Origin of the sequence: Tepidibacillus decaturensis (genome assembly GCF_001561915.1) — a bacterium.
Lineage (GTDB): Bacteria > Bacillota > Bacilli > Tepidibacillales > Tepidibacillaceae > Tepidibacillus_B > Tepidibacillus_B infernus.
Map to the genome: position 1 here is coordinate 233,065 of NZ_LSKU01000001.1, position 12,893 is coordinate 245,957.

Genomic DNA, 12,893 nt, shown 5'->3' on the forward strand with positions numbered 1-12,893 from the left:
GTGAAGAAGTTATTAATTTTATTAATTTTTTGCCTAAATTGCAATAATAAATGCAACAAAATATAAAATTCCAAATCCAGTAAGATTAAGCCACATTTTGCAATTCTTTAAAAAATAAATCATTTGGTGTCTTGTAGCCAAGAATTTTCCTTTTGGAATGAATCGTCTGATTAATCCATTGTGACATTCATTGGAGCCGCGTTCACTAAATTCAGAGCCATTATCCGATGTAATGGTTTTAAAAATCGAGGAGAAGGCTGTTTTGTATTGATTTCTTAACTGTTGTATTGCATGATGGATCGCAGTCGTTGTCTTTTGATCGATTTTCATGATCACTTCCTTGCGAGTCATGCGCTCAGTTAGGGTAAGGAGGACAGCTCCTTTTTGACGACTGCCTAAAACTGTATCAATTTCCCAGTGTCCAAACTCTGTGCGTTCGTTAATGTGAGAAGGGCGTTGTTCAATGCTTTCTCCAAGGATCTTCTTATTGACGCGGTTTCGTTTTTTCTTTGTGTTTCTTGTTACTTTTAAAGGCAGATCAATATTTTTCACAGGTAGTGCACCAAGATCGATGTAGTTATAGAGCGTTTTTGTGCATACAACGACCCCAAAGAGTTGATTTGCCTTAGCAAAGCCGCAGACGGCATCAGGAGACCAATGTTCTTTTTGTATTTTCTCTACGGCAAAGCGAATAAAATCAGATGCTTGGACGAGTTTATATTTAGCCCCGCAATGGGAGCGGTTGGCTTCATAACGTGCTTGTCCTGTTTCCGGGAAATAGGTCATATACTCAGATAAGTCAGAACGACGCTGAATAACAGTTCCTCGCTTCAATTCTCGAGAAATCGTAGATTTGTGGCGATCAAGAAGATCTGCAATCTCTTGAAGGGTTTTTCCTTCTTTTTGTAGCACTTGAATTTGACCTCGCTCATATGGAGTGAGATGTTTAAAATGACGTTTCTTTGTGTTATGATTAGAATAAGCCATCGGTAAATCCTCCTGTTATGTATGGTTTTGGTCGACTTAATCATAACGGATTTACCATGGCGTTTTCTATATATTTGTTGTTGCATTTAATTTTACAATGAACCTATTAATTTTTTGTGAATTTTTTATTATAAAAAGGTTGCCCTAGGACAAAAGACATGGTATATTATATTTTGTCGTTACAAATGTAGAACTTTGTCGACTTAATCAAGTTACATAAGTATCGCTAGGACTAACGCGGTTTTTCGTTCCTTAAGGACGAAGGGTCGCGTTTTTTTAAAAAGATAAAAAAGTATAACTTTCTTCCACTTGTCATTTAGGGGTTTGTATATTCTATAAGCTGTGACCTTCAGAAGTGCCCTTCTCTCCATAATCTTTATTTATAGAAGGGTACGGATGACGGAGCGCGATGGAATATACAAACCTTTTCTTAAAAGATAAGCAAGTATAACTTTCTTTTTATTATTTTAATGGGGCCCCACAAAAGTAGTCGAATTACGCTTCGAAGGAAGTCTCACTTTTGTGGGCTAATTTACACATTTGGATTTTTGAACGTTTAAGAGGATTTTTGTAGAACTAAAGCGAAAAAAGAGAGAAACTTAAAAAATAAAGTTAGAAATATGACGTATATAGGAGGAAAAAATGAACATCGAAAAATACGAGGTTTATACAGATGGTGCATGTGCGAACAATCAAGCAGCTGGTGGCCAACCAGGAGGATGGGGAGCTGTTTTTTTGGATGGTAGACAGTTTTCTGGCGGAGAAATCTCTACAACAAATAACCGGATGGAATTAACTGCTGCCATTGAGGCGTTAAAAAATACCCCAAAAGGGAGTAAAGTCAAAATATACTCCGATTCAGCCTATCTAATCAATGCCTTTCAACAAAATTGGTTAAAATCTTGGATAAAAAAAGGCTGGATCACTTCACAAGGAAAACCTGTAGAAAACCAGGATCTATGGAAACGACTTTTACCATTGGTAGAAGAGAGGGTAGTTGAATGGGAAAAAGTAAAGGGACATTCAGGGAATAAGTGGAATGAAATGGCCGATCAGCTTGCGGTTGCAGCTATTCCATCCTCCAAAAGTCCTAAATCTGAAAAAATAGATAAAAAGAAGACAATTACGCTTTCCTATCAAAATTACGAACTCTTGGTTGATACTATCCAAAAATTAGCAGATAAAGATGAAAGGTTTCAATATCTATATCAAGAGATCAAATGAAAAATAACCAAGATTTACAGACTTTAATCCAATATGCTGCTTAGGTTATAATAAAAGCCGATCTTATTCAGATTAATTCTAATATATAGAATTGAGTGGTTGTAATGAATGAGAAACTAAAACAAAAAGTGATAGATTATGCACAGCAAATTGGAATAGATAAGATAGGATTTACTTCTGCAGAACCATTTAGGGAACTAGAAAAAATACTACATCGTCATCGTGAATTAGGGTATGAATCAGGTTTTGAAGAAAAAGACATTGATAAGCGTGTAAATCCAAAATTTACACTAAAAAATGCAAAATCAATCATTGCCATTGCTATTGCATATCCTTCTAAGATCCCACAGCCACCAAAGGGAGTAGAAGGGGAATATAGAGGCTTTGTAGCCCGTTTAGCATGGGGAATTGATTACCATCTAATTCTTCAAGAGAAACTAAACCAATTAGGAATATATCTCAAACAAATGGTGCCTGACGCAGAATATGTGGCTATGACAGATACAGGAGTACTGTCTGATCATGCTGTAGCTGAACGAGCAGGAATTGGTTGGATCGGAAAAAACTCTTTGCTCATAACCCCTGAATTCGGATCATATGTCTATCTTGGGGAAATGATAACAAATATTTCTTTTCCTGAAGATCATCCTATGGAAAATCAATGTGGAGACTGTACAAGATGTTTAGATGCATGTCCTACTCAAGCTATTGTTCAGGCTGGCCAAGTAAATGCAAAAAGATGTTTATCCTATATCACACAGAGAAAAGATATGTTAGAAGAAGAACTAATGGAAAAGTTAGGGAATCGATTATATGGATGCGATACATGCCAAATCGTCTGTCCTAAAAATAAAGGGATAAACTTTGGCCACCAAGAAAAGACCTTACCTAATCCTGAATTGGCGAAACCCTTGTTGAAGCCTTTATTAACAATCTCTAATAAAGAATTTAAAGAAACTTGGAGACAGACGGCAGCTGCTTGGAGGGGAAAGAAACCGATTCAAAGAAATGTGATAATTGCCTTAGCTCATTTTAAAGATAAAACAGCATTACCTCTATTAAAGGATCTTTTAATCAATGATGAAAGGCCAGTGATCCGCCAAACCTCAGCGTGGTCTTTAGGGAAAATAGGGGGAAAAGAAGTAGAAGAAATATTGCTTCAAGCGAAAATTAAAGAAAAAGATGACAAAGTACTGCAAGAAATCATAAGATCATTAAATAAGCTTGCAAATGAAGGTATACTAAGTTAGCTAAAAACATAATAAATCGGTATGATAAGGAGAAACAACCTCTTGGAGGGGATAGGATGAAAGAATCATCTAAGATGGTTTATTATAAAGAGATGGATTCACCAATTGGACCTCTAACCATTGCTGCAACAACAAATGGTGTTTGCTGGATTGAATTTGGTATGATTGAGGATAGTTTGTTTTTGCTAAAAAGATGGGTTAAACAATGGATAGGTACAGATCAAATCGTAGAAGCAAAAAATGAGTTAAATACCGTTATCCAACAATTAATAGAATACTTTAGCGGGCAAAGAACGGAATTTAATATTGCTATTGAATTATATGGTACACCCTTCCAGAAAAAAGTTTGGGAAACTTTATTAACGATTCCTTATGGAGAAGTAAGAACCTATAAAGATATTGCAATTCAAATGAATGCCCCAAAAGCGGTTAGAGCAATTGGTGGTGCAAACCACAATAACCCGATTCCTATTATTGTACCTTGTCACCGTGTAATCGGGTCAAACGGTAATTTAGTAGGCTATGGTGGGGGAATAGAGATTAAGCAATATCTGCTTCAGTTAGAAGGTTATCTACCCAAAGATAAATAACTGAAATAAAAGAAAGGAGAGTATCCTTTCTTTTTTGTTCTATTTACATCTTGAACACCATAGAGATGGGCATAGGAGGTGGTAAAAGTGGGGGTTTATAACCGTAAAAAGGCCGCTGAATATGCTGACCGATGGTGGAATAGTTATAATCCTAGATTTCGAACTTTTGAAGTAGACTGTACCAACTATGTTTCCCAGTGTCTTTGGGCAGGAGGAGCGCCTATGACAGGTTTAGGACAAAAGGGAAAAGGATGGTGGTATCAAGGAAATGGGAATAAGTCTGACCGTTGGAGCTATAGCTGGGCTGTTGCTCACAGCTTGCGATGGTACCTACAGACTAGTAGAACAGGGTTAAGAGCGATTGAAGTTAAATCCCCAGAGCAACTAACGATTGGTGATGTCATTTGTTATGATTTTGATGGAGATGGTAAGTGGCAACATAATACCATTGTTACAGCCATAGATCCTATTGGAATGCCATTAGTAAATGCCCATACTGTAAATTCAATCAAACGAAATTGGGCATACAAAGATTCTTATGCTTGGACAGAAAAGACTCAATATAAATATTTTCATATTGTAGATCAATTTTAATTTTTAGTTCAGAGAAAGGCTTGTCTTAGAATAGATGAGCCTATTCTTTTTAAAAGAATATCTTCACTTTTGTGAGCATGATCTTGTTGTAGTATAATGTAAGGTATTGATGGGATAGACTGATTTAGAGGTGAGGAGAATTGGCACTAAATATCGTATTACATGAACCCGAAATTCCAGCCAATACAGGAAATATTGTACGTACTTGTGCTGCTACTGGTACTAGATTACATCTAATTAAACCCCTAGGTTTTTCAACGGATGATAAAATGCTAAAGAGGGCTGGTTTAGATTATTGGCATTTTGTTGATATTAAATACTACGATTCGATTCAAGAGTTATATGATACATACCCTCAAGGACGTTTTTTTTATGCTACAACAAAAACAGAGCGTTTTTATACCGATGTCCAATACCAGGATGAAGACTTTTTGGTTTTTGGAAAGGAAACCGCAGGAATACCTATGGATATTTTGAAAAAAAATTGGGATATGACGATCACCATTCCAATGGGAGAACTGATTCGTTCACTAAATTTGTCTAATTCAGCGGCCATCATTGTTTATGAAGCGCTTAGACAACTCAATTTTCCTTATTTAAAATAATCTAATAACCAATCAATAAAGAAAATAGTGGAGGTTCATATGGCAAAAGCATTATTATTTGATTTAGATGGCACTTTATTACCGATGAATACCGATCAATTTATAGAACAATATATGAGAGCATTAGCACCAAACGTTGCTTCTTTTCTAGATCCAAAAGCCTTTATAAAAATAATCTGGGAATCAACGAATGATATGATAAAAAATACAGATCATAATCTTACTAATGAGCAAGTATTTATTGACTCTTTTGTAAAAAGGACAGGGATCCAGCAATCAGATATTTGGCCAACATTCGTTCGCTTTTATGAAGAAGAATTTCCTTTGTTAAAAATACATACCAACCCCTCTCCCCTATCAAAAGAAATTGTTGAAATCGCTAAAGAACAAGGAAGAAAAGTAGTGATTGCCACCAATCCTGTTTTCCCAAAAGCAGCTATTTATGAACGTTTAAAATGGCTGGATTTATTAGATTTTCCTTTTGATTTAGTTACGGTGTATGAAGAATCTCATTTCTGTAAACCCCAGCCAAAATACTATTTAGAGATTTTAGAGAAAATTGGAGTGGAACCACAAGAAGCGATGATGATTGGTAATGATATGCAAGAAGATATGATTGCTAGCAAACTAGGGATGCCAACATTTTTAGTAACAGATTATTTAATTGATCGTGGGACCTTAACTTATGAAGTCCATCAAAAAGGATCACTTGAAGAGTTAAAAGAAGATATAAAAGCTAAAAAAGGAGTTTTTGCACTTTAAAGTAAAGCATAGATACATGGACAACGGAGCGCGTTAGAATATACAAACTTATTCTATGTTATAATACTGTAAAATATCTATCTTTTTATGATAGTGGTTTGAATAAAAGCGAAAAGGGGAAGTCGAGATGAAAATAACCGTGATTTCTGATACCCATCTGCCTAGAAAATCTACTTCATTGCCAGATTTTCTTTATGAAGCAATCGAAAAGAGTGACATGGTTATTCATGCCGGGGATTTTACCTCTATAGATATCCTTTATGATTTACAAGCGTTATCTTCTCGTCTTGAAGCAGTTGCAGGAAATAATGATGGTCCGGAAATCTTATTTCGATTAGGAAAAAAGAAAATCATTGACATAGGTAAATATAAAATTGGACTCATTCATGGCGATGGTGTATATGGAACCACCTTACAACGGGCAAAACAAGCATTTGCTAATGAAAAGGCTGATATTGTTATCTTTGGACATAGTCACCAAGCGTTTAAAGAATGGGAAAATGGTGTACTGTATTTTAATCCTGGTTCACCTACAGATAAAAGAAGAAGTCCAAAGTATTCATATGGTGAAATCATTTTAGATGATAAGATTCAAGCCAAGATTCACTACTTTTAAAGAATCCAGATGTATAAATATAAATACATCTGGATTTTTTTTATAGTTTGAGGAGGAAACAAAGCATATCAATAAGCATACATTAAAATTAAACAAGGTTAGCTATGGAAATCCATCATGTTATTTTTTGTTTAGAATATAGTAGTAGAAAAAACAAAATAATTCCCATCTTATGTTTTAGGTTTATTACATTTTGTGTGATGAGGAGAGGAGGCTACTATGGATATATTAAAGCAAATAGCCGATTATCGTGCGAAGGAAAAAGAGTTGGCTTGGGAAGGCACTTTTGTAGATTATTTGCAAATTGTAAAAGAACGTCCTCATGTAGCTCAGACAGCTCATTCTCGAGTTTATCAGATGATTGCAAACAAAGGAAAGAAAATAGTTGATGGTAATAAACAATATGAATTTTTTAGTACAGAACTATTTGGATTAGATAAAGCGATTGAACGATTAGTCGAAGAATATTTGCACTCAGCTGCTAAACGTTTGGATGTGAGAAAAAGAATTTTACTTTTGATGGGACCAGTAAGTGGTGGAAAATCGACAATTGTTACAATGTTAAAACGAGGACTAGAAAAATATACAAGAACAGATGAAGGAGCATTATATGGTATCAAAGGATGTCCCATGCATGAAGATCCTTTGCATTTAATACCAAACGATTTAAGGCCTGAATTTGAAAAAGAATTTGCGATTAAAATTGAAGGGAATTTATGTCCGTTATGTCAACTACAACTTGAAAATGAATATCAAGGAAAAATAGAAAATGTCAAAGTAGAAAGAATCCTATTCTCTGAAGATAAGCGGATAGGAATCGGAACCTTTTCTCCATCTGACCCCAAATCTCAGGATATTGCTGATCTAACGGGTAGCATTGATTTCTCTACGATTGCTGAATATGGATCAGAATCAGACCCAAGAGCTTACCGATTTGATGGTGAATTAAACAAAGCAAATCGCGGTTTAATGGAATTTCAAGAAATGCTAAAGTCTGATGAAAAATTCTTATGGCATTTATTATCTCTTACTCAAGAAGGAAACTTTAAGGCAGGGCGTTTTGCCTTAATTAGTGCAGACGAATTGATCGTGGCCCATACGAATGAGGCAGAATATAAATCCTTTATCAGCAATAAGAAAAATGAAGCTTTGCAATCCAGAATTATCGTAATGCCCATCCCCTATAATTTAAAAGTCACTGAAGAAGAGAAAATATATAAGAAACTAATCTTACAAAGTGAAATCAATGATGTTCATATCGCCCCACATGCTTTAAATACAGCTGCCATATTCTCCATATTAACTCGTCTTAAAGAATCTAAGAAACAAGGAATGGATATTTTAAAGAAACTACGTTTGTACGATGGTCAGGATGTAGAAGGGTTTAATGAGGCGGATCTAGAGGAATTACACAATGAGTATCCTGATGAAGGTATGTCAGGAATCGATCCAAGATACGTGATCAATCGTATTTCTAGTGCTTTAATAAAAGAAGGAGTAAAATGTATCAATGCTCTAGATTTATTAAGGGCATTGAAAGATGGATTGGACCAACATCCTTCTATCACTCGAGAAGAAAGAGAAAAATATTTAAATTATATTTCTATTGCTAGAAAAGAATATGATGAAGCAGCAAAAACTGAAGTACAAAAAGCATTTGTTTACTCTTTTGAAGAATCAGCAAAAACCTTAATGGAAAATTATCTAGATAATGTAGAGGCCTATGTGAATAACTCCAAAATAAAAGATCCAATCACCAATGAGGAACTACCACCTGATGAGCGATTGATGCGATCCATTGAAGAGCAAATTGGGATCTCTGAAAATGCCAAAAAATCCTTTAGAGAAGAGATTTTGATTAGGATTTCTGCTTATGCACGCAAAGGAAAAAGATTTGATTATAAAAGTCATGACCGTTTAAGAGAAGCAATTCAGAAAAAATTATTTGCTGATCTTAAAGATGTTGTAAAGATCACAACTTCAACAAAAACGCCAAACGAAAATCAGTTAAAAAAAATAAACGAAGTGAGTAAAAGCCTAATTGAAAAATATGGGTATTGCCCTGTATGTTCCAATGAATTATTGAAGTATGTGGGTAGCCTCCTAAATCGCTAAAAAAGGAGGGAAACAAATGACAGACCCCCTTTTCATCGTGTCTAAGGAAGATTGGTCACTACACCGCAAAGGTTATGAGGATCAGATGAGGCATAAAGAAAAAGTTCGTGAAGCAATAAAGAAGAACCTTCCTGATCTAGTTAGTGAAGAAAATATTATCTTATCCAATGGGAAAGAAATTGTAAAAATACCCATTCGCTCACTAGACGAATACCGCTTTCGTTATAATTACCATAAACAAAAATTAGGTGGGCAAGGAAAAGGAGATTCTAAAGTCGGTGATGTTTTAGGAAGAGATGCAACTCCAGAACCAGGGAAAGGTCAGGGAGCAGGTGACCAACCAGGTCAAGATATTTATGAGGCAGAAATTACAGTGGAAGAGATTGAAGAAATGTTATTCAAAGACCTTGAACTACCTCATTTAAAGCGAAAGCCAAATCAAGAGATAATCGTAGAGGAAATTCGCTTTAATGATGTACGCAAAAAAGGCCTAATGGGGAATATCGATAAAAGAAGAACGATTCTTGAAAACTTAAAACGAAATAGTTTAAAAGGAGAAGCGAAAATCCATCAAATTTCAAACGATGACTTGCGCTTTAAAACATGGGAAGAAATTATCATCCCCCATTCAAAGGCAGTGGTGATTGCCATGATGGACACAAGTGGTTCAATGGGGATGTTTGAAAAATATATTGCTAGAACCTTTTTCTTTTGGATGGTGCGTTTTCTAAGAACAAAATATGAACATGTTGAAATTGTATTTGTTGCTCATCATACTGAAGCAAAAGAAGTGACAGAAGAGGAATTTTTTACACGGGGTGAAAGTGGAGGAACGATTTGCTCATCTGCTTATCGCAAGGCGATTGAAATTATCGACAAACGATATCCACCTGATCGTTACAATATCTATCCTTTTCATTTTTCCGATGGAGATAATTTAACTTCAGATAATGAAAGAAGCGTTTATTATGTGAAAGAACTGATGAAACGTTCAAATATGTTTGGGTATGGGGAAGTAAATCAGTATAATCGCCATTCTACTCTAATGAACGTTTACAAGAATATAAAAGATGAGAAATTCATCTACGCGGTGATTCGGGAAAAATCTGAGGTTTATCAGGCTTTGAGAACATTTTTTACTAAAAAAGAGCCTCAGGCCGCAGAATAGGAGGTCTGAGTGTGATGATCGATATGAACGAATTAGAAAAGGCAATTGCTGAGATTACGGAAATTGCCAAAGGATTTGGACTTGATCCATTTCCAATGCGCTATGAAATTTGTCCACCGGAGATTATCTATACCTTTGGCGCTTATGGAATGCCAACCCGTTTTTCTCACTGGTCATTTGGTAAAGCCTTTCATCGAATGAAGCTTCAATATGATCTAGGACTAAGCAAAATCTATGAGTTGGTAATCAACAATAATCCAAGTTATGCCTTTTTATTAGAAGGAAATACGTTCACTCAAAATAAGCTGATAGTGGCTCATGTTTTGGCCCATTCGGACTTTTTCAAAAACAATATTCGTTTTATGAACACACCAAGGGATATGGTAGAGAGCATGGCTAGAACAGCAGACAGGATACGCCATTATGAAAAAGAATATGGCAGACAAGAAGTTGAGGAATTTATCGATTCCGTATTGGCCATTCAGGAGCATATAGATCCAAGTTTGTTTAAAAAGAAGGATCGGGAAAGAAAGATTGATGAGAAACCTAAACCGAAAAAAACAAGTGAGTATGATGATTTATGGAAAATCGATAAAACCAATGAAACAGCATTAGTGAAAACCGATGAAGAGCAGAAGTTTCCTCCTTTCCCGGAAAAGGATATTGTTCTCTTTTGTGAAGAATATAGTCGAGTTTTAAAAGATTGGCAGCGAGATATTATGACCATGCTCCGTGAAGAAATGCTATATTTTTGGCCGCAGATTGAAACAAAGATCATGAACGAAGGGTGGGCTTCATATTGGCATATGCGAATCCTACGTGAACTTGATTTAAATGAAGAAGAAACCATTGAATTTGCTAAGTTAAACGCTGGCGTTGTACAGCCTTCAAGAACATCAATCAATCCCTATTATCTTGGCGTCAAAATCTTTGAAGATATTGAAAAACGGTGGGATCATCCTACAAAAGAGGAACAAGAGCAAATAGGAAGAAAGCCAGGAGAAGGAAGAAAGAAAATCTTTGAAGTAAGGGAAATAGATGCAGATATCTCGTTTTTACGAAATTACCTTACCAAAAAACTTGTGAACGATCTAGATCTATATTTATATCAAAAACGTGGGAATGAATGGATAATTGTCGAAAAGGATTGGGAGAAAGTTCGTGACCAACTGGTTCAGACCAAAGTAAATGGTGGATTCCCATACATTGTTGTGGAAAATGGAGATTATCTTAAAAATGGTGAGCTTTATTTGAAACACCATTACGAGGGAATAGAACTAGATATCCTGTATTTAGAAAAGACTTTGCCCCATGTTTACAAATTATGGGGACGAACGGTTCACTTGGAAACATTCGTTGAAAATAGACCTGTATTATTTTCCTATGATGGAAAGAAGACATTTAGGAAGTTTTTATAGTGGTAAAAAGGGCAAATTCAAAAGTTAACATTACTTTTGAGTTTGCCCTTTTGTATTCTAAATTAAAAATCAATAAAAACAGGGCCGAAAATGAAAATTCAGCTCTGTTTTTGTTTTCTTTATTATCAAAAACAATTTCTTAATCATTAAATATTCAATTCTTAAAGTTGCTGCTCTTTTTTTCTTCCCGTAAAGCTCCTTTACATGTTCTATATATGCCAATCCCCAATTTGTATTTGTGTTATCCTTGGCCATAGGCTCTCCTTTTAATTTAGGATTTGGACAGGTCTAACAAACCTAATTATAAGGAGTTTTTTTAACGATTCTCAATTCTCTATCCAATCAATTGTATAAACTTACCATTAATGATATAGTTCTATTTAAAAATATGAGTAATAAAAAATTACTCTAAAGGAGTAAGATCGTGATGAATATCAAGATTATTACAGATAGTGCTGCAGATTTATCTAAAAATGTGATAGAGCAATATAATATTGATGTTATACCATTACAAGTATTCTTAAATGATCAACAATTTGAAGATGGGGTTACGATTCAACCAAATGAGTTATTTCAGGGTATGAGGGAAGGAAACGTATATAAGACGTCACAGCCTTTATTAACACGTTTTAAAGATGTTTTTGAAAAATATGCAAAAGAAAAAACTAGCTGTATATATATTGCTTTTTCATCAGGTCTATCTGGTACCTATCAATCTTCTGTCATGATTAAAAATGAGGTGCTCGAAGAATACCCTGATTTTGATTGTGAGATTTTCGATACAAAATGTGCTTCAGTTGGTCTTGGCCTTGTCGTTTTAAAAGCTGCTCAACTGGCTGCTGATGGGAAAAGTAAAGCTGAAATTTTGGAAGCCATCGATTTTTATGCGAAACATATGGAACATGTATTCACGGTTGATAATTTAGAATACCTTTATCGTGGTGGAAGAGTTAGCCGAACAGCAGCGATTATTGGAGGATTATTAAACATAAAACCAGTTCTTAATGTTGAGGATGGAAAGCTGGTACCAATTGAAAAAATACGTGGTAGGAAAAGGGTTTTTAAACGAATGATTGAACTGATGGAAGAGAGGGGTAACAATCTTCGAGAGCAAACCATTGGGATTTGTCATGGGGATGATGAAGAGGGTGCAGAAACACTAAAAATAATGATTAGAGAGAAGTTTGGAACAGATAAATTTTATGTAAATATCATTGGAGCTGTCATTGGAGCTCATGCGGGTCCAGGGACCCTTTCTGTTTTTTTTCTGAATAAAGAGGCAAAATAATACTTAAACGAAATTTAGTTTTTCTTTTGATGAATATTATGACCCAGAAAATCTTAGTGAAAAAGGATATACTCTTTTTTTAAAGATTAAAAAAGTATAACTTTCTTCCATTTGTCATTTATGGGTTTGTATATTCCATAAGCTGCGACCTTCAGAAGTGCCCTTTTCTCCGTAATCTTTATTCATAGAAGGGCACGGATGACGGAGCGCGATGGAATATACAAACCTTTCTTATTTTGTGAAATATATCACAAACAGGTATTTTACCTTCAAAGA

12 protein-coding genes are annotated in these 12,893 nt (G+C 35.1%); 11 read left to right on the top strand and 1 reads right to left on the bottom strand.

Features of this window, described 5'->3' with window-relative positions:
• Positions 1-33: 33 nt before the first annotated feature.
• Positions 34-987 carry an IS30 family transposase gene (locus U473_RS01065; protein ID WP_068722556.1) on the bottom strand — a complete coding sequence of 318 codons (954 nt, stop codon included), beginning with the start codon at positions 985-987 and terminating at the stop codon, positions 34-36.
• A 642-nt stretch (positions 988-1,629) separates the two neighbouring features.
• On the opposite strand from U473_RS01065, the gene U473_RS01070 reads away from it, so the two are divergent.
• The 11 genes from U473_RS01070 (at position 1,630) to U473_RS01125 (ending at position 12,617) form a co-directional block, all read left to right on the top strand.
• Positions 1,630-2,211, top strand: a complete 582-nt coding sequence (locus U473_RS01070; protein WP_068722557.1) for a ribonuclease H family protein — start codon at positions 1,630-1,632, stop codon at positions 2,209-2,211.
• A gap of 104 nt (positions 2,212-2,315) precedes the next feature.
• Complete coding sequence (gene queG / locus U473_RS01075; protein WP_068722559.1) at positions 2,316-3,461, top strand: tRNA epoxyqueuosine(34) reductase QueG; 1,146 nt, start codon at positions 2,316-2,318, stop codon at positions 3,459-3,461.
• Between the two features lie 56 nt (positions 3,462-3,517).
• A complete protein-coding gene (locus U473_RS01080) occupies positions 3,518-4,051 on the top strand; it encodes a methylated-DNA--[protein]-cysteine S-methyltransferase (protein WP_068722561.1) in 534 nt (177 codons plus the stop codon).
• 87 nt (positions 4,052-4,138) lie between these two features.
• On the top strand, positions 4,139-4,645 hold the full coding sequence (locus U473_RS01085) for an amidase domain-containing protein (protein WP_068722563.1): 507 nt from the start codon (positions 4,139-4,141) through the stop codon (positions 4,643-4,645).
• A 140-nt stretch (positions 4,646-4,785) separates the two neighbouring features.
• Positions 4,786-5,250 carry a tRNA (uridine(34)/cytosine(34)/5-carboxymethylaminomethyluridine(34)-2'-O)-methyltransferase TrmL gene (gene trmL / locus U473_RS01090; RefSeq protein WP_068722565.1) on the top strand — a complete coding sequence of 155 codons (465 nt, stop codon included), beginning with the start codon at positions 4,786-4,788 and terminating at the stop codon, positions 5,248-5,250.
• 39 nt (positions 5,251-5,289) lie between these two features.
• Entirely contained in the window at positions 5,290-6,012 is a 723-nt protein-coding gene (locus tag U473_RS01095; RefSeq protein WP_068722567.1) for an HAD family hydrolase, read from the top strand.
• Positions 6,013-6,139: 127 nt separating this feature from the next.
• Positions 6,140-6,628: a metallophosphoesterase gene (locus tag U473_RS01100; RefSeq protein ID WP_068722569.1), complete on the top strand. Its 489-nt coding sequence runs from the start codon at positions 6,140-6,142 to the stop codon at positions 6,626-6,628.
• Between the two features lie 219 nt (positions 6,629-6,847).
• On the top strand, positions 6,848-8,743 hold the full coding sequence (locus tag U473_RS01105; protein WP_068722572.1) for a PrkA family serine protein kinase: 1,896 nt from the start codon (positions 6,848-6,850) through the stop codon (positions 8,741-8,743).
• 16 nt (positions 8,744-8,759) lie between these two features.
• The gene (yhbH, locus tag U473_RS01110; protein WP_068722575.1) at positions 8,760-9,911 is read left to right on the top strand and encodes a sporulation protein YhbH; all 1,152 of its coding nucleotides are present in this window, start codon (positions 8,760-8,762) and stop codon (positions 9,909-9,911) included.
• Between the two features lie 14 nt (positions 9,912-9,925).
• Entirely contained in the window at positions 9,926-11,329 is a 1,404-nt protein-coding gene (locus U473_RS01115) for a SpoVR family protein (RefSeq protein ID WP_068727333.1), read from the top strand.
• A gap of 427 nt (positions 11,330-11,756) precedes the next feature.
• Positions 11,757-12,617 (top strand): DegV family protein, encoded by an 861-nt coding sequence (locus U473_RS01125; RefSeq protein ID WP_068722579.1) that lies wholly within the window; start codon positions 11,757-11,759, stop codon positions 12,615-12,617.
• Positions 12,618-12,893 lie beyond the last annotated feature (276 nt).